The 17,633-nt window shown below is 65.6% G+C and carries 18 protein-coding genes and 1 pseudogene; 7 read left to right on the forward strand and 12 right to left on the reverse strand.

Annotation, left to right across the window (positions count from 1 at the left end; all coding sequences use genetic code 11):
* The 3 genes and pseudogenes from VK533_RS03220 to rpoZ form a co-directional block, all read right to left on the reverse strand.
* A pseudogene (locus VK533_RS03220) lies at positions 1-528 on the reverse strand (hypothetical protein); the annotation flags it as partial.
* 149 nt (positions 529-677) lie between these two features.
* On the reverse strand, positions 678-983 hold the full coding sequence (locus VK533_RS03225) for a plasmid stabilization protein (RefSeq protein WP_324374964.1): 306 nt from the start codon (positions 981-983) through the stop codon (positions 678-680).
* Between the two features lie 114 nt (positions 984-1,097).
* Positions 1,098-1,439 carry a DNA-directed RNA polymerase subunit omega gene (gene rpoZ / locus VK533_RS03230; RefSeq protein WP_324374966.1) on the reverse strand — a complete coding sequence of 114 codons (342 nt, stop codon included), beginning with the start codon at positions 1,437-1,439 and terminating at the stop codon, positions 1,098-1,100.
* Positions 1,440-1,561: 122 nt separating this feature from the next.
* Here rpoZ and VK533_RS03235 point away from each other — a divergent pair, with 122 nt between their 5' ends.
* Complete coding sequence (locus tag VK533_RS03235) at positions 1,562-2,680, forward strand: phosphatidylserine/phosphatidylglycerophosphate/cardiolipin synthase family protein (RefSeq protein ID WP_324374968.1); 1,119 nt, start codon at positions 1,562-1,564, stop codon at positions 2,678-2,680.
* Positions 2,681-2,856: 176 nt separating this feature from the next.
* Here VK533_RS03235 and VK533_RS03240 read toward each other — a convergent pair whose 3' ends face one another.
* Positions 2,857-3,480: a class I SAM-dependent methyltransferase gene (locus VK533_RS03240; protein WP_324374970.1), complete on the reverse strand. Its 624-nt coding sequence runs from the start codon at positions 3,478-3,480 to the stop codon at positions 2,857-2,859.
* A gap of 391 nt (positions 3,481-3,871) precedes the next feature.
* On the opposite strand from VK533_RS03240, the gene VK533_RS03245 reads away from it, so the two are divergent.
* Positions 3,872-4,753, forward strand: a complete 882-nt coding sequence (locus VK533_RS03245) for a LysR substrate-binding domain-containing protein (RefSeq protein WP_324374972.1) — start codon at positions 3,872-3,874, stop codon at positions 4,751-4,753.
* A gap of 117 nt (positions 4,754-4,870) precedes the next feature.
* Here the strand turns inward: VK533_RS03245 and VK533_RS03250 are convergent, their stop codons facing one another.
* Positions 4,871-5,335, reverse strand: coding sequence for a peptidylprolyl isomerase (locus VK533_RS03250; protein WP_324374974.1), 465 nt, complete (start codon positions 5,333-5,335; stop codon positions 4,871-4,873).
* A 33-nt stretch (positions 5,336-5,368) separates the two neighbouring features.
* Positions 5,369-6,394 (reverse strand): LLM class flavin-dependent oxidoreductase, encoded by a 1,026-nt coding sequence (locus VK533_RS03255; protein ID WP_324374976.1) that lies wholly within the window; start codon positions 6,392-6,394, stop codon positions 5,369-5,371.
* 83 nt (positions 6,395-6,477) lie between these two features.
* Here VK533_RS03255 and mgtE point away from each other — a divergent pair, with 83 nt between their 5' ends.
* Both mgtE and VK533_RS03265 read left to right on the forward strand, forming a co-directional pair.
* Positions 6,478-7,923 (forward strand): magnesium transporter, encoded by a 1,446-nt coding sequence (mgtE, locus tag VK533_RS03260; RefSeq protein WP_324374978.1) that lies wholly within the window; start codon positions 6,478-6,480, stop codon positions 7,921-7,923.
* A 37-nt stretch (positions 7,924-7,960) separates the two neighbouring features.
* Positions 7,961-8,365 carry a DUF1489 domain-containing protein gene (locus tag VK533_RS03265; RefSeq protein WP_324374980.1) on the forward strand — a complete coding sequence of 135 codons (405 nt, stop codon included), beginning with the start codon at positions 7,961-7,963 and terminating at the stop codon, positions 8,363-8,365.
* Between the two features lie 101 nt (positions 8,366-8,466).
* Here VK533_RS03265 and VK533_RS03270 read toward each other — a convergent pair whose 3' ends face one another.
* A complete protein-coding gene (locus VK533_RS03270; protein ID WP_324374982.1) occupies positions 8,467-9,168 on the reverse strand; it encodes a head GIN domain-containing protein in 702 nt (233 codons plus the stop codon).
* A 19-nt stretch (positions 9,169-9,187) separates the two neighbouring features.
* Complete coding sequence (locus tag VK533_RS03275; protein WP_324374984.1) at positions 9,188-9,868, reverse strand: GIN domain-containing protein; 681 nt, start codon at positions 9,866-9,868, stop codon at positions 9,188-9,190.
* A 120-nt stretch (positions 9,869-9,988) separates the two neighbouring features.
* Here VK533_RS03275 and VK533_RS03280 point away from each other — a divergent pair, with 120 nt between their 5' ends.
* Positions 9,989-10,987, forward strand: a complete 999-nt coding sequence (locus VK533_RS03280; RefSeq protein WP_414712273.1) for a L,D-transpeptidase — start codon at positions 9,989-9,991, stop codon at positions 10,985-10,987.
* 65 nt (positions 10,988-11,052) lie between these two features.
* On the opposite strand, the gene VK533_RS03285 is transcribed toward VK533_RS03280, so the two are convergent.
* The 4 genes from VK533_RS03285 to VK533_RS03300 form a co-directional block, all read right to left on the reverse strand.
* Positions 11,053-11,586 carry a CarD family transcriptional regulator gene (locus VK533_RS03285; protein WP_324374988.1) on the reverse strand — a complete coding sequence of 178 codons (534 nt, stop codon included), beginning with the start codon at positions 11,584-11,586 and terminating at the stop codon, positions 11,053-11,055.
* Positions 11,587-11,836: 250 nt separating this feature from the next.
* Positions 11,837-12,175 carry a ferredoxin FdxA gene (fdxA, locus tag VK533_RS03290; RefSeq protein ID WP_324374990.1) on the reverse strand — a complete coding sequence of 113 codons (339 nt, stop codon included), beginning with the start codon at positions 12,173-12,175 and terminating at the stop codon, positions 11,837-11,839.
* Positions 12,176-12,285: 110 nt separating this feature from the next.
* Complete coding sequence (locus tag VK533_RS03295; RefSeq protein WP_324374992.1) at positions 12,286-12,546, reverse strand: RNA-binding S4 domain-containing protein; 261 nt, start codon at positions 12,544-12,546, stop codon at positions 12,286-12,288.
* On the reverse strand, positions 12,546-15,074 hold the full coding sequence (locus VK533_RS03300; RefSeq protein ID WP_324374994.1) for a helicase-related protein: 2,529 nt from the start codon (positions 15,072-15,074) through the stop codon (positions 12,546-12,548). Before VK533_RS03300 ends, VK533_RS03295 begins: the two co-directional genes overlap by 1 nt.
* Positions 15,075-15,106: 32 nt before the next feature.
* Here VK533_RS03300 and VK533_RS03305 point away from each other — a divergent pair, with 32 nt between their 5' ends.
* The gene (locus VK533_RS03305) at positions 15,107-16,327 is read left to right on the forward strand and encodes a LacI family DNA-binding transcriptional regulator (protein ID WP_324374996.1); all 1,221 of its coding nucleotides are present in this window, start codon (positions 15,107-15,109) and stop codon (positions 16,325-16,327) included.
* Positions 16,328-16,399: 72 nt separating this feature from the next.
* Positions 16,400-17,566, forward strand: a complete 1,167-nt coding sequence (locus VK533_RS03310) for an acyltransferase (protein ID WP_324374998.1) — start codon at positions 16,400-16,402, stop codon at positions 17,564-17,566.
* The last annotated feature ends 67 nt before the right edge of the window (positions 17,567-17,633 follow it).

Consider the following 17,633-nt stretch of genomic DNA (forward strand, 5'->3'; position numbering starts at 1 on the left):
GGGGCCGTCATAGAAGCCGACCACCTCGGTCTGCGGATAGCGATCGGTGATCACCGTCACGCCGCGGCGGCGCAGCGCGAGCACATGGCGGAAGCGGCGCAGCCGCAGCAGCGAGAAGCCGTACACGACCAAAGCCGTGAACAGGCCGGGAATGGTCTTTTCCTTGCTACGCGTCTGTTGTGCCTTGCGCGCGAGCTTGCGTTCGATCGCGGGGCCGATCAGCGGCCAGCGGCTGATGCGGTTGCCGAGCTCGCCCGAGCCCAGGCCGAGATAGCAGACCTCCGCGTTGCGATGTTCGCCCAGCACATCGCGCATGTCGGTCGACAGCGTCGATTTGCCCGACCCGTCGCAGCCGACGATCGCGATCAGCGGCGCGAGCGGTTCGCGCTCCTCCTCCGAAATCGCGTTGACGGCGCCGCTGCCGGCCAGCAGAAGCAAGGCAGGCAAGGCCATTTCCGCCTCGATCACGCGGCGTGGCGCGTGGTGCGTCAAAAGCACGAACGCGATAGCAAGGCCTACGAGCGACAAGACGAAAAGTAGCTTCAGTCGCGCACGCGGCCGGATCAAACCCCGGTACATGGTCCGGTAGATAGGGACGCGTCATCAATTTGTAACACCACCAAAGGGTAGTATTTTGATGCGCTTTTTAAGTTTTTGCGACGAAATGAGCGCCGGCCTCACCCTTGGGCGTGCTTGCGCCGGGTTTCCCAGCCCTTTTTAGCCGCTGCGGAGCGATCTGCGCCCGCGCGGGCGGTCGATGCGGTGCCGCCCTTGCGGCCGCCTTTGCGCGATGGGGCATGATTTTCAGCCTTGCCGCGGCCCGACCCGGATTTCCTGCCGCCGCCGCTCTCGGCATTCACCGTTGCCCAGGCGCGGCGTTCGGCTTCGGTCTTGCCGACGCCGCGCTCCTCATAGCCTTCCTCGATATGTTCGGCCTGGCGCTTCTGCTTGTCGGTATAGCTGCTCTTGTCTCCACGGGGCATGGGCCATCTCCTTCACGCGCAAAACGCAAAGCAAAGGGTTCGGCTCCCACGTGGGAACCGAACCCTTTGAAATCTAACCCGGGTTAAGCCACCCAGCCGAAGCTGGACCGCGGCTTATTCGTAGTCGGCGCCCAGATTCTGGGTGCGCGGCGGGGCAGCGGCGGTGAGGCGCAGCGCCTCGGCCGAGGCCGACAGCGAGCCGATCTCGTCCGGCGTATCCTCTTCGTCGACCTGGACGCGCTGCAGCGTCTGCACGACCGCCTCGCTCAGTTCGTCGGGCAGGACCGTCTCTTCCGCGATTTCGCGCAGAGCGACGACCGGATTTTTGTCACGATCGCGATCGATAGTGAGTTCGGCGCCACCCGAAATCTGACGGGCGCGCTGGGAAGCGAGCAGCACCAGATCGAACCGGTTGGGAATCTTGTCGACGCAATCTTCGACGGTAACGCGCGCCATTCTGAACGCTCCGCTTGACCAAGCATTTTGGTGGTGTTGGAAGGTGGGCCAGATAAGGCGAGCAGGTGCCAAAGTCAACGAAAACGCCGAACAAGCCCGGCCTGGGCCGCAAGAAGCACTTCATGGTCGAAGGCAATCGGCTGACCCTGCTGATTGAGGGGCATGAGCGGCTCACTGCGCTGATCGGGCTGATCGACGGTGCCAGGCACAGCCTGCGGCTGCTTTATTATATCTATACCGACGACGCGACCGGACAGCTGGTGCGCGCCGCGATGGAGCGCGCACTGGATCGCGGGGTCAAGGTGGCGCTGATCGTCGATGGATTCGGCAGCTCGGCCAGGCCCGAATTCTTCCAGCCGCTTTTGGCCAGGGGCGCCGACGTCTGCCATTTCCTGCCGCGATTCGGGCGGCGCTATCTGCTGCGCAACCATCAGAAGCTCGCGCTGGCGGACGAAGGTTATGCCATCGTCGGCGGTTTCAACGTCGAGGATGATTATTTCGACGACAAACGCGGCTGGCGCGACCTCGGTATCCGGATCGAGGGCCCCGCGGCCGAGCGGCTGGTCGGTTATTATGACGCGCTCGCCAAATGGACGCACCGCCCCAAGGCGCGGCTGCGCGACCTCAGACGCGCGCTGTCACACTGGAGCAATCCCGCCGGCGGCAAGACGCGTTGGCTGCTGGGCGGCCCGACCCGGCGGCAGAGCCCGTGGGCACGGACGTTGCGGCTCGACATACGCAAGGCGAAGCGGCTCGATCTGATCGCGGCCTATTTCGCGCCGACGCCGCGCATGATGCGCGCGATCGAAAGCGTGCCCAAGCGCGGCGGCGAGGCCCGCGTGATCGCGCCGTCCAAGACCGATCACAAGGCTGCGATCGCGGCGGCGCGGCACACCTATCACCGCTTGCTGTCGCGCGGCGTGCGCATCTTCGAATATCAGCCGCTCAAGCTGCACACGAAATTGTTCGTGATGGACGATATCGTCCATATCGGATCGGCCAATTTCGACGTGCGCAGCCTGTTCCTCAATCTCGAGATCATGTTCCGGGTCGAGGACAAGGCGTTCGCCGATCATATGCGGCGTTATTTCGACGGCGAAGTCGCCGATTCGCGTGAGATACGGCCCGCCATCCACGAACGCGCCGGCTGGATGACGCGGCTGCGCTGGGCACTGGCTTATTATGTGATGGCAGTGGTCGACGTCTCGGTCACGCGGCGCCTGAGTTTCGGCGTGAATTAAGACCCGTCATGCCGGACTTGTTCCGGTATCCACCCATCCGCGAGCGCATCGTTCGTGGCCGGTGGACCCCGGAACAAGTCCGGGGTGACGGTTTGGAATTTCCTAGAGGTCCGCGGCGTGCTCTCCGCACGCCGACTTCGCGCTGCGATATGCCCCCGGCATATCGCTGATCGCGCTCAGTCCTTCCACGCCCAGTAAAGCTGCGCCGGCGGGATGTTGATCGGCTCGAACGCGTGATCGATCCGTTCGAAGCTCATCGCCAGGAAATCGCGCACCTTGGGCGAGAATTGATAGACCAGGAAGGCGCCGCCGGGGCGGAGCACGGCCTGCGTTTCGGCCGAAATCTTGGGGCCGAGGCCGGGGGGCAGGGTCGAGAAAGGCAGGCCCGACAGGACATAATCGGCCTGTTCGTGGCCATGATCCTGGACGATGCGACGCACGTCGGCGGCCGATCCCAGCACCGGAACGAAGCGCGGATCGACGATCGTGCGGGCGAGATAGTCGATGAAATCCGGGTTGGTGTCGATCGCGATATAGGTCGCGTCGGGGCCCATCCGATCGAGAATTTCCTGGCAGAAGGTGCCGACGCCGGGGCCATATTCGACGAACAGGCGGGTATTTTCCCAATCGGTCCGCGACAGCATGTGGCGGATCAGTTTCTTCGACGACGGGATGATCGATCCGACCATCACCGGGTGACGCAGGAAACCCTTGAAGAACATGGCGAGGGGGCCAGGTCCGTTGCTCGGGCGGCGGCGCTCGATGCGCTTAAGTGCCTGCTCGGCGACCGGTGAATTCATCGTGGAACGACCCCTGATACCCTAAACGTCTTTGATCCGTCGCAAAACTGACACCGTATGGCAAGCGATCAGACGCCTGGCCGTAACAGACGGGTTCACCTGGCAGGGGCAGCGGTGAGACGAAGCGTTGCGCCAGCGCGGTGATCGCCCCGGAGGAGCGGACTGGTGGATCGCGGGCAAAAAAAGGGCCGATCCCGAGGGACCGGCCTTGAAAAGTTTAGGAGAGGATGCCTGAAAGGCACTGTCTGTATGATGATTGCGGTACCATTGTGCAATTGCGAAGGATTGTTTTGCGGTTGCGAATTGCGCAATTCGCATTCACAATCCGACTCGTTACGATGCCGTAGCCGGCGCGAAGGAGGTGCTCCGGCCTGTATCGAGGGAGAATAGTGTGCGTCGGCTTCCCCCGCTCACGGCCGTTGAGGCATTCGTGCAGGTCGCGCGGCTCGGCTCCGTGAAGGCGGCCGCCGAGGAGCTGGCTCTGTCCTCGCCCGCCCTTAGCCGCCGCATCCAATCGCTCGAGCGCTTCGTCGCTCGCCCGTTGTTCGAGCGGCGCCACCAGGCGATGATTCTCAACAATGACGGGGAGCAGTTGCTGGCCCGCGTCGCGCCCGCGCTCGACGCGCTGGCTGTTGCAATCGACGCAACCACTGGCGAGGGGGATCTGTTACGCCTCCGGCTCAATGTGCCTCCTCTTTTTGCATCGCAGCGATTAATCGGCCGCCTGCCCGAGCTGCGCGCGTTGCATGAAGATTTCCATATCGACATCGATACGCAGCCGCATGCGCTGGCGCGGCTGGGCGAAGGGCTGGATGCCGCGATCGTGATCGCGCGAGAAATCGATCCGGCGCTTTATTCGCGCAAGATCGCGCAAAGCCGTGTGGCCGCGATCGGCTCGCCAAAACTCAAGGAGGGTCCGAACGCGATTCTCGAACCTGACGATCTCAGCCGCGCCACCATCCTGGTCCACCGCGACATGCAGGAGCTTTTCAACATCTGGCGCGAATCGATCGACCGGCCCGATCTTGAGCCGCTCGCGATCGACCATTTCGACTCGGGGCAGTTGATCCTCGACGCCGCGGCGCAGGGCCTTGGCGTCGCCTTCATGCTCGACGAGCATGTCGAGGGGTCGCACGATCCCCGGCTGGTGCGCATCTTCGACCATGTCGCCGATGCGTCTTATTCCTACTGGTTCGCGGCCCGCCGCACCGGTCTTTCCAACCGTGCGGTGCGTATCTTCCACGACTGGCTGTTCGAAACGATCGCGGATTGACCGAACTCCGTCATGCCAGCGAAAGCTGGCATCTCAGGAGGCGAGGCGACGTGCATGCCTCCTGAGACCCCAGCTTTCGCTGGGGTGACGGTTTCAGGTGGTCAGTGAATAGGCGACTTACGAGACCGTCGCCTTGACGATCTTGCCCGGGTTGCGCGGCGGCTCGCCCTTGGGGAGCGCGTCGACATGCTCCATGCCCTCGGTCACTTCGCCCCACACCGTGTATTGGCGGTCGAGGAAGGTCGCGTCGTCGAACACGATGAAGAACTGGCTGTTGGCGCTGTTCGGATTGGACGAACGCGCCATCGAACAGATGCCGCGCACGTGCGGCTCGGCCGAGAATTCGGCCTTGATGTCGGGCTTCTTCGATCCGCCCATGCCGGTACCGGTCGGATCGCCGCCCTGCGCCATGAAGCCGGGAATGACGCGGTGGAAGATCACGCCGTCATAAAAGCCGTCCTTGGCGAGCTCAACGATGCGCTCGACATGGCCCGGCGCCAGATCGGGGCGCAGCTTGATCACGACGTCGCCGCCGGTGTCGTTGCCGGTATCGAGGGTGAGCGTCAGCGTGTCGTCGGCCATATTCTTCAGTCTCCAGATTCGATTTCGGTCGGATTAGGCAGCCGCGGCTTGGCGCGCCAGCCCATATTCGGCGGCGAGCAGCGCGTAGGAGCGGCGGCGCGCGTCGTGATCGGGCAGGATGTTGACCAGCATCAATTCGTCCGCGCCATAATCGGCGGCGACCTCGTCGAGCCCGACGCGCACCTGCGCGGGCGTGCCGAGCACGGTGCGGCGACGCATGCGGTTATGCTGCGGATTGGCCTCCAGCCAGGCAAGCGCGTCGTCGACCGAGGGAATCGGGATCGGTGTGCCCGCGATCAGGTGCGCGAACATCATTCGCGCGGGCGCGGCCAGACGTTCGGCCTCGTCCGCGGTCGGCGCGGCGATCGTCCAGGTGGCGGCCATGACATAGGGCTCAGCCAGCCGTGGCGAGGGGCGGAAGCTGCGGCGATAATGCTGCGCCAGATGCGCGCCGTCCGAATTGATGAAGTCGGCGAAGCAATAAGGCAGCCCACGCTCGGCCGCCCAGATCGCCGATTCGGGCGAGGAACCGAGCATCCACAATTCGGGCATGCCGCCGCCGGTTGGAAGCAGATGCTGGAGCGGCGCGAAGGCGTGATCGTCGGGCAGGGTGCCTTCGAGATAGCCGGTCAGCTCGTCGAGCAATTGGGGGAAGTCGTTGGGCATGTGCCGGCTGCGGTCGCGCTGGAGCGCGAAGGCGGTACGCTGGTCGCTGCCCGGCGCGCGGCCGAGGCCGAGGTCGATCCGCCCGGGCGCCATCGCCGACAGCAGGGCGAAGGTCTCGGCGACCTTGAACGGCGAATAATGGGGCAGCATGATCCCGCCCGATCCGACGCGGATGCGGCTGGTGGCGAGCGCGACCGGGCCGATCAGCGCCTCGGGCGCGACGCCCGCGAGCGAGCGCGAGGCGTGATGCTCGGCCAGCCAGTAACGGTGGTAGCCGAGCGCGTCGGCGGTCTGGGCAAGGTCGATCGTGTTGCGGATCGCCTGCGCGGCATTGCTGCCGGCGGCGATCGGCGACTGATCGAGCACGGAGAGGCGGTAGGTCACGCCCGCCATATGGTGTGCTTTTCCGGGCAATGAAGGGCTGACAAGCGCGGCAAGCCCGCTTAAGCGGCAACCGCGTCTTCAGGAGGGTGGCCATGAGCGAGCGCGAAAACGACATCGCCGAAGCCGCCGACCTCCGCGCCGGGCCGGATACCAGCGCGCCCGAGCCACACGCCGATTCGACGCATGATGAGGACGACCGGCTGACCCCCGATTTCGTCGATGCGGTGATCGAGCAGGTCGAGGCCGGCAATGTCGAGGCCGCGCGCTCGCTGGTCGAGCCGCTCCATCCCGCCGACATCGCCGATCTGTTCGAACTGGCGCCGAAGGATCAGCGCCAGCCGCTCGCGACGGCCTTGGCCGAACTGCTCGACGGCGACGTGCTCGCCGAGATGAACGACTGGGTCCGCGACGAAGTGCTCGAGGCGCTGAGCGCCCAGCAGGTCGCCGATCTCGCCTCCGAACTCGATACCGACGACGCGGTCGCGATCATCGAGGACATGGATGTCGAGGACCAGCGCGAGGTCCTGCGCGCGATGGATGCCGACGATCGCGCCGCGATCGAAGAGGCTCTGTCCTACCCTGAGGAATCCGCCGGCCGCTTGATGCAGCGCGAGCTGATCGCGGTGCCCGAGCATTGGAATGTCGGCGACGTGCTGGATTACCTGCGCGGCAATGGCGATCTGACCACCGATTTCTGGGAAGTGTTCGTGGTCGATGCCGGCCACCATCCGGTCGGCACCTGCAAATTGTCGTGGATCCTGCGGTCGCAGCGCGACGTGCCGATCGCCGAGATGATGCAGGACGAGCAGACGCTGATCCCGGTCGACATGGACCAGGAAGAGGTGGCGCTGCGATTCCAGAAATATGCGCTCATCTCGGCGGCGGTGATCGACACCAACGGCCGGCTGGTCGGCATGATCACGGTCGACGATGTCGTCCACATCATCCAGGAAGAAGCGGGCGAGGACGCGCTGCGCCTGTCGGGCGCGGGCGACGGCGATATCAACGAGCCGCTGCAGCTGACCGTGCGCACCCGCTTCCTGTGGCTGTTGATCAACCTGCCGACGGCGATGCTCGCGGCGGTGGTGGTCGGGCTCTTCGACGCTGAGATCGCGCGCTACGCGCTGCTGGCCGCCTTGATGGGGATCGTCACCGGCATGGGCGGCAATGCCGGCACCCAGACACTGGCGGTGGTGGTGCGCGCGCTCGCCACCAATCAGCTCACCGATTCCAACACGCTGCGTATGATCGGCCGCGAATTCAGGATCGCCGCCGCCAACGGGATCATGCTCGGCGTGCTGATCGGCGGCGGCGCCTATCTGCGTTATCATTATCTCGATCTGGCGCTGGTCTTCGGATTGGCGATCCTGATCAACAATCTCGTCGCCGGGCTTTCGGGCGTATTCGTCCCGCTGGCGCTGGAGAAGTTCAAGGTCGATCCGGCGGTGTCGTCGGCGGTGTTCGTGACGATGTGCACCGATTGCATGGGCTTCCTGTCGTTCCTTGGCCTCGCCGCGATCTTCGGACTGCACGGCTGACTTGATCGCGGGCGCGCATGCGCCAAATGGGAAGGCGATGGCGTCTCTCCACATCACCAAGGTCGCGGTCGGTTGCCCCGATATCGACGCGCTCGCACGGCGGCTGTCGGGCCGCGCGATCGGCGGCGAAACCTATGTCACGACGCGTTATCGCCCGACGCGCCACGCCGAGCTGATCGGCGGATCGCTCTTCTGGATCGTCAAGCATCAGCTGATCGCGCGCAGTACGGTCCTGCGCTTCGAGGAGGATGAGCGCGGCCATTGCCTGATCCGGTTGGAGGATCCGCTGGTGCAGGTCCGCGTCCGGCCCAAGCGCGCGCACCAGGGCTGGCGCTATCTGCCCGGCGCGGATGCGCCCGCCGATCTCGGCGGCGAGACCGACGATCTCGCTTCGCTCCCGACCGGCATGGTGCGGGAGCTGGCCTCACTTTATTTGATCTAGCCGCGTCATGCCGGACTTGTTCCGGCATCCACCCATCCACGAGCGCTTTGAACGTGGCAGCGTGGACCCCGGAACAGGTCCGGGGTGACGATTCGCTTATCTCAGCCGCAGGTCACGTCGCCCGGCCCGCTCTTCTGGATCGAGCAGCGTGCGCCGCCGCTTATCCGCACGTCGCCCGGCCCCGACAGGCGGACGTCGGCGGTGCGGGTGACGGTGGCATCGATATCGCCGGGGCCGCTCAGCGTGACGCTCGCATCGGCGAGGTTGAGCTTGCTCGCGTGGATATTGCCCGGGCCGGCCAGGTTCATCACCGCGCGACCGGCATGGCCGGCGATCGAAATATCGCCGGGGCCGCTCAGGTCGAGCGTGATGCCGCCGGCTTCGACCAGGCCGACATTGATGTTGCCGGGGCCCGAAAGATGCGCGCCGAAATCGCGGGTGCGGACCACGTCGATGGTCAGGTTGCCCGGGCCGGCGACGCTGACTTCGCCCACCATCGGCACGGTCACATCGATGCGCAGGCGCTGACTGCCATTCCAATGCCAGCCCGAAAACCAGCCGCCGGACTTGGTGCGGATCCGCAGCTCGCCGCCGCGATTGGTAATTTCAAGCCGGTTGAGCGCCTCGTCGGTGCCGACTGCGTGCACCCCCGGCGCCTTGCCGGTGTGGACATAGACGTCGAACGGCGTGCCGTTGGAAACGGCGTGGAAATCGCCATCGGTCGGGAAATTGCGCTCGGCGGCCTGGGCCGCGCCCGCGCCGACCAGCACGATGGCGGCTGCTAAGGGAAACAGACGGGACATACTTCCTCCTCTGGCGGGCTCAGCCGCCGCAATGGACGGACCCGAGTCCGCTCTTGTGAATCGTGCAGCGCGCATTGCCGAGCACGTCGACGCTGCCGACGCCGTTCATCGTGACATCGGCGGGTCCGTCGACGCGCGCCTTGATCGATCCGGTGCCCGACATGTCGAACCTGCCCGCGCGCGCGGCGAGGGCCGCAAGCTCGAGCGACCCGAAGCCGCGCACATGCGCATCGACCGATCCGGCCGAACCCGCCGCGCTGATCTTGCCCGCGCCGCCCATTTCGAAATGCGCGCGGTCGGCATGCAGCGCCGGCAGATCGATCGTGCCCGCGCCGCCGATCCTGCCCACGAAATCGGGCCCTTCGGCGCGGTCGACTATGATCGTGCCCGCACCCGAAAGCGTCGCGCCGCTGATTCGCGGCATCGAGATCCGGATGTGGATCGGGTTGTGGCTCTTCATGTTGATATGCTCGCGCGTCCAGCCGATCACGAGCGTGCCCTGCACGACGCGGATGTTGAGCAGATCGAGCCATTGCGGATCGCCGCTGGCCTCGACCGCGAATCGATCGCCGGTGTGGATGGCGACCTGGCCCGCGGCGGCGAGATCGACCTTGTCGAAGCCGCTGGCGGGAAAGCTGCGATCCGCCGCTTCAGCGGGCGCGGCGCTGAGCAGCAGGGCGGCAAGCAGGAATCGGCGCATCGGCATCTCTCCACTGTATTATCCAAGCGATACACCTCTATTACAGATGTAGTCAAGCGCGCCGGTTGATTGGGAGGCGCCCAGGATGGCATGATGCGCAAGCACGATGGAGGCATGACGATGCGAAGCGCGACACTCGCGGCAATCGGCCTGGCGATAGGCGCGAGCCTGGCATCCCCGCTGCACGCGCAGGGCGCGGTGGCGAGCTCGCCGCCCGAACTCGCGCGCATGGCTGACAAGCTGAAGCCCGGCCAATGGATCTGGGCGCCGCAGGTCGCGCCGGCGGGGCCGTTGCTGGTCTATGTCGATCTCTCGCGCCAGCGCGCGACCGTCTATCGCAACGGCGTCCGCATGGCGGTCAGCACGATCTCTTCGGGCAAGGACGGGCATGAGACGCCGACCGGGGTCTTCACCATCCTCCAGAAGGACGTCGACCACAAATCCAGCCTCTATAACGCCGCGCCGATGCCCTATCAGCAAAGGCTGACGTGGGACGGGGTCGCGCTCCATGCCGGCGGCCTGCCCGGCTATCCCGAAAGCCATGGCTGCGTGCATCTGCCGATCGGCTTCGCGCGCGAATTGTTCGGCATCACCAAATTGGGCGCGACCGTGGTCGTGCAGGGCAATGCCTCGAAGAAGGCGCTCACGAGCGAATCGAGCCTGTTGCTGCCGATCGATCCCAAGGGACAGCCGGTGCAGCAAAGCGATCTCGACGCCCAGGAATTTCGCTGGACGCCGGAGCGCGCGCCGAGCGGACCGCTCACCATCATCATCTCCAAGCACGATCAGCGTGTCGTGGTGCTGCGTAACGGCTTCGAGATCGGGCGCAGCGCCGCGATCATCAACGACGACGATCCCGGTTCGCACGTCATCACGCTCACGGTCGGCAAGGATGGGAAAGCCCGCTGGCTCTATGTCGGCCTGCCCGGTCATAGCGACGATGCCGGGCGCGAACTGGACGAGGCGACGATCAACCGCGCGCGCTTCCCGCGCAAATTCTACGAACTGGTGAAAGCCGAACTGCGGCCCGGCACCACCATCCTCGTCACCCAATCGAGCGTGGGCGCGGACACCGGCAAGCATATCACGATCATGGACAGCGTCGTGCCGCGGATCTGACAAGAAAAAGGGCGGCGTTCCGTATGGAACGCCGCCCCGATTCGTTGGGCCGAAGCGCCGGCAGCTTACGCCGGAACCGCGACCTTGTTGTGGATCGCCGCCGCCGCGCGGAGGATGTCGAGGATCTTCACCTGCGCGGTGGGCTCGTCGACCTGCTCCATCGCCGCGAGCTCGCGGGCGAGGCGGCTGCACGCCGCTTCGAAGATCTGGCGCTCCGAATAGCTCTGCTCGGGCTGGTCTTCGGCACGGAACAGATCGCGGACCACTTCGGCGATCGACACGAGGTCGCCCGAATTGATCTTGGCTTCATATTCCTGCGCGCGGCGCGACCACATGGTGCGCTTGACCTTGGGCTTGCCCTTGAGCGTGTGGAGCGCGTCCGACATCTGGGCGTTGGACGACAGCTTGCGCATGCCGACGCTTTCCGCCTTGTTGGTGGGAACGCGGAGCGTCATGCGCTCCTTCTCGAAACGGAGCACGTACAGCTCGAGTTTTGCCCCCGCGATCTCCTGGCTCTGGAGTTCGACTACGCGGCCGACACCATGCTTGGGATAAACGACATAATCGCCGACGACGAAGCTCAGCGCCTTTGCAGCCATTTAGAGAGACCTTTCTGCTCAAGCGGACCGCGGCTCCGACAAGTCCGCTCGAAAGAGAACGGCCTGGCGGCAGCGGAGGCGGTCGGAAAGTCTGTTTCCTTGTGAAGACGCCCGCACGGCGCTCACTTCTTGCTGGCGCTTGTAACAGAATTACAACGCGAATGCCAGCTTTGCGTAAAAAGCTGCCATTTGGTTAAAGCTTAACCCGGATCGTTAATCCGATACGCCCCCGATCCGATCGGCGCGCCACTCAATCCCCCTGGCCGGGCTCCGGCGAGAACTGGCTGTCATACTTGTCGGGAACGCCCTTCCACTCGTCCGCATCGGCCGGCGCTTCGCGCTTGCGCGTGATGTTCGGCCATTGCGCGGAGAAGGTGTTGTTGAGCTCGAGCCATTTCTCCAGCCCGTTCTCGGTATCGGGCAGGATCGCCTCGGCCGGGCATTCGGGCTCGCACACGCCGCAGTCGATGCACTCGCTCGGGTTGATGACGAGCATGTTGTCGCCTTCGTAGAAGCAATCCACCGGGCACACTTCCACGCAGTCCATATATTTGCAGCGGATGCAGGCGTCGGTAACGACGTAGGTCATTGGAAGCTCCTAGAGTGGAGCGGCGCATATGGCGCACAGTCTATTGGGTCAACTGTAGCGCGAGTTGCAGCCCCACCAATTCTGCTTGTCGCCACCCCAGCTTATTGTCGTCAGGCCGCCGGCGGCGACAAATCGGTATAGCAGGCCTGCGCTTCCGGCACCGGTCCGCGCCGGCTCGGCAGACCCTCGACCCGCAGCACCCGCACCCGCTCGTTGAGCAGGAAGGTCAGCACCGATCCCACCTTCACGTCGGCGGCGGCACGGTCGATCACGCGGCCGTCGATCCGCAAATGGCGCTCCTCCGCGATCCGCTGCGCGGCGCTGCGCGATTTCACCATCCGCACGAAGAACAGAAATTTGTCGATCCGCATCAGATGCGGAGCCCCGCCAGCGCGCCAAAGGCATTGCCCGGGCGCGGCTTGTCGGGTTTGCGCTTCCGGGCGGGTGCGTGCCCCGGCGCCGTCTTGCCCTTCCACACCCAGCCCTGCTCGGCGGTGCGGAACCCCAAAGCGAGCATCAATTGCGCGAAGCTGGCGGGCATCAGCCCGAGCGAGGTGGCGAGCGCCGCGTCCGGCGCGAACGTAGCGCGGCCGGAGCGGGTGTCGTGCGCGTTGCGCGCCAGCCGCTCGACCTGGTCGACCCGCAGCATCTGCGCGCCCAGCGGCCGGAACCCCGCCATCACGAACGCCTGACAGGTGGCGGCATCGCGCGGCGTCGGGGTCGAGACCGCGCCGATCGGCGGCAGCATCGGCATCACCGCATTGTCCTGTGCGGCGGCAAGCGCGACCCGCCAGCGCGCGGGTTCGGGCTTGATCAGCGAGGCCACGAAGATGTCGAGCGTGCCGATGCGGATCCCCCATTTGGCGAGCGGCGCACGCGCCTCGCGGTCGAGCGCCCCCAGCACATCCTCCAACTCGGCCCGCGCGATCACGCCGCCCGCCTGGGCGAGAGGCGCAAGCAGCGCACGCGCGGGGCCGGGCTGTTCGGGATCGCGCGCGCCCGCCGCGATATCGGCGAGCGGCCCGAGGTGGCGCGCAACCTGATCGTCGAGCCACAACTGCAGCCGCCGCGTCACCGCCTGGCGGTCGATCGCCGTCAGCGCGTCGAGCGCGCGGTGCAGCTCGATCCGCGGATTGAGCAGATGCTTGCCCTTGGTCAGCCGCGCGACGACGTCGCCCTGCCAGAACAGGGCGACCGGCCGGCCAGCATCGGTGGCGAGGCTGAAGCCCGAATCCTCGTCCACCGAAAGCGCCCGCGCCCGGCGCGAAAGCTCGTCGCCCAGCCGCCGCTCGGCCGCCGCCATCAGCCGCTTCATGTCGCCATGGCGCGCCAACGGATCGGCCTTGAAGCGGAAGCCGATCAGCACCCCGATCGATTCGCCGTCGACCGTGACCGCGCCATCCTCGCCCACCTTCATCGGCAAGATGTCCGATCCCCGTGCGCCGAGATCGCGCATCAATACGGAGGTGCGGCGATCGACGAAGCGCTGGGTCAGCCGCTGGTGGAGCGCGTCGGAGAGCTTTTCCTCCAGCGCGCGCGTGCGTTCGGCCCACACGCCGGGCTCGGCCAGCCAGTCGGGGCGGTGCGCGATATAGGCCCAGGTGCGGACCGCGGCGAGGCGATCGGCGAGCGTCTCGACATCGCCCTGGATCGTGTCGAGCCGCGCCAGCTCGTCCGCGAACCACGGCACGGGCAGGTGGCCCTCGCCCTCACTCAAATGCTTGAACACGCGGCCGACCAGACGGCTGTGCGGCTCGGGCCCGGTCTTGCGGAAATCGGGCAGCCCGCACGCATCCCACAGCCGCCCGACCGAGCCGGATATCGTGGTGCGTTCGCGCACCCACGGCTCGTCGGCGAGCCGCTTGAGCACCGCCAGGTCGATCGCCTGCGGTGCGGCGCGCAGCACCTGCGCGGTCGGCTTGCGTTCGAGATCGGCGATCAGCGCGTCGAGCGAAGCGAGGCTCGGCTTGCCCTCGCGCCAGTAAAGATGGTCGAGCGTCGGAAAGCGATGCTCCTCGATCGAGAGCACCTCCTCATCCTCGAACTGCGCGGTCTGCGTCCCTTCCAGGCTGAGCGTGCCGAACGTGCCGTCGCGCTGGTGGCGTCCGGCGCGGCCCGCGATCTGCGCCATTTCCGAAACCGTCAGGCGGCGCGTTTTGCGCCCGTCGAACTTGCGCAGGCTCGCGAAGGCGACATGCGCCACGTCCATGTTGAGGCCCATGCCGATCGCGTCGGTCGCGACCAGGTAATCGACCTCGCCCGCCTGGAACATCTGCACCTGCGCGTTGCGCGTGCGCGGCGACAAGGCGCCCATCACCACCGCCGCGCCGCCGCGCATCCGGCGCAGCATCTCGGCGACCGCGTAAACCTCCTCGGCCGAGAAGGCGACGACGACCGAGCGTTTGGGCAGGCGCGACAGCTTGGCCGGGCCGGCATAGGTCAGGGTCGAGAAGCGCGGACGGGTGATGATGTCCGCATCGGGCGTCAGCGCGCGCAACATCGGCCGCAACGCCTCGGAACCGAGGATCATCGTCTCCTCGCGGCCGCGCGCGCGCAGCAGTCGATCGGTGAAGACATGGCCGCGCTCGGGGTCCGCGCTCAACTGCGCCTCGTCGAGCGCGACGAACGCGAATTCCTTGTCGAGCGGCATGCTCTCGGCGGTGGTGAGGAACCAGCGTGCCTTGTCGGGCACGATCTTCTCCTCGCCCGTCACCAAGGCGACCGAATCCACGCCCTTGATCGCGACGACGCGGTCGTAAACTTCGCGCGCCAGCAGCCGCAGCGGGAAGCCGATCAAGCCTGACGAATGGCCGCACATGCGCTCGACCGCCAAATGGGTCTTGCCGGTGTTGGTCGGGCCGAGCACCGCGACCAGCGGCTGGGCGGCGAAGCGCGTCATACTGACGGGGAATGTGGCCTAAGCCGTGACAAATGCAAGCGATGGCGGCGGGGAGTGCATCAGGCGGCAAAGGTTGGCTGCTGTTCGGCGGCTTTGCACCCAGTTGTCGCCGTTCACGAGCCCCCTTTTGGAACGCGGTCGTTTTTTGGTCACCGGCCTATCCGCTTGCTTACCCTCAAGCCTTCGATCATGTCTCGGCGAGATTATCAGAGCGTGGCGAGTGGATGGGCCGACCCCGACAGGACGAAAACCGCCTCACAATCCAGGCTGTCGCCAAGCGGGCGGGCGTATCCGCCATGACGGTCTCGAACGTCATCAACAGCACGGGGCGGGTGAGTGAAGCGACGCGGGAACGTGTGCTCGCAGCCATTGCGGACCTCGGCTATGTGCCCAACCAATCCGCGCGCCGGCTTGTCGGCTCGGCCGTTGCCTGCGTCGGGCTGATCTATCCCGGTGTCGAAAGCATCTTCATTGATGCGATGCTGGCCGCCGTGGCGGTGGTTGCAGCCGAGAAAGGGGTCCAGCTTCAAATCCGATCCGTGGAGGATGCGTCACCGGAAGGAACCGCTGACGTCGCACGCGATATGATCCGGAAGGGCGCGCAGGCATTGCTTCTTCTGCCGCCCTATGCCGAGATACTGGGCGAGCAAGCCGAAGTCCTTGGCCTCGGCGTGCCAACAGCCGCCATTGCGACAGCCATGCCGCTGCCCAACATCACGACGATCCGTATCGACAACCGGGCGGCATCACGTGCTGTCACGGAATACCTCATCGCCAACGGCCGCCGGCGGATCGCGGTATTGGCCGGGCCCCTACGGCATTCGGACAGTGTTGCGCGTCTTGAAGGCTATCGCGACGCCCTGCGCGCGCACGACCTGCCTATCGACCAGGCGCTCTGCGTCGAGGGCGACTTCACGTTTCCAACGGCCCTTGCTGCTGCCGAGCGGCTTCTGGACCTGTCACCTCCCCCGGACGCTATCGTGGCTGGTAATGATGACATGGCTGCCGCCGTGCTCTGGGTAGCGCATCAGCGCGGAATCAGTCTGCCGGCGGACCTGTCCGTCACCGGCTTCGACGACACGATGATCGCGACACGGGTGTGGCCCCAGCTCACCACCGTGCGGCAGCCGATCAGAGAGATGGCGGCAGAAGCGATGGAATGCTTGGCGCGCGCCGTCAGAAATCCCGAGCAAAACAGCGCGCCCACGGATGTCGTTTTTCCGTTCACGATGGTCGAACGCCACTCGGCCTAGCGGAAAAAACCATTTGTGATTTATCGTTAAATCACCCAATCCCTTAACGTCATAAAGGTGGAGGGGTTTTGGGTGGCGGACGCTGCGGGGCAGACAGAAGCGCTTGATATGTCGGGGACGAGTTCGAGTGAGCCCACCGCGGCACCCGACCGGACGGCGACAGGCAAGGAGCATTTCGAGGTTCTGGACGGCCTGCGCGGATCCGCGGCTATGCTTGTGGTGCTGTTCCACATCCAGGGCATCACCGTCTCCTGGGAAGGCGCCAAGGTCATTCTTCACCATGCGCCGCTGGCGGTGGACTTCTTCTTTGCGCTGTCCGGCTTCGTCATCGGCTACGCCTACGACGATCGCTGGGGCCGGATGACTGCCGGTCATTTCCTGACCCTGCGCCTCATCCGCCTGCACCCGCTGGTCATCCTCGGCGTGCTGCTCGGTTTCGCCAGCTATCTGCTCGACCCCCTCGCCGGGACGGCGCAAGTCGTTCCCTTGCAGAAGGTTCTTGTCGCCCTGGTGCTGGGCCTGCTCCTGCTGCCAGCCCCGTCGCTGCCAAACCGCTGGTCCGACACGCACCCGCTCAACGGCCCGTGCTGGAGTCTCCTGCAAGAGTATATCGGAAACGTCGCTTACGCCTTTGTGCTGCGCCACCTGTCGGCGCGCGCGCTGGGTGCCCTTGCGGTGGTGAGCGGGGCGGTGCTTGTCGCCTGCGGCGGCTATCTCGGCAGCCTCGACCAGGGATCGGGCTGGGACAGCCTGTGGATGGCGCCCGTTCGTCTCTGCTTCCCGTTCGTCACCGGCCTTTGGCTCTACCGCATGAGGGACCGGCTGCCGCGCACCCGGCTTGGCTGGTTCCCGCTGACCGTCATCATGGTCGCCGCCATGGCCTTCCCGACGCTGCCGGCTGTGGACGGGGTCAAGATCAATGGCCTCTACGAAGCGGCCTGCGTGGTGCTGCTGTTCCCCTTCATCGTGTTGGCAGGCAGTCACTCCGATGCGGGGCGCGGCATGATGCGACTGTGCAAGGCGAGCGGACGCATCTCCTACCCGATCTACATCACCCATTTTCCGTTCCTCTATGTGTGGATGAATTACGTTGCCAACGGGAGCCCCTCGCAAGCGCGGCTCGTCGGCATCGGGCTGGCGCTGATCCCGTTCCTGATCCTCGTGGCCTGGGCGGCATACACCTTCTGGGATGAGCCGATCCGCAGCCGCCTTCGCGGCGCCCTGCGGGCGCGCCGCTGAACGACGGACGCCCGACCGATCCAACAAGGAACCGACACCCAATTCCGCTTCCCGGCAGGCTCGGCCG

The organism is Sphingomonas sp. (assembly GCF_035317925.1).
Classification (GTDB): Bacteria; Pseudomonadota; Alphaproteobacteria; order Sphingomonadales; family Sphingomonadaceae; genus Sphingomonas_I.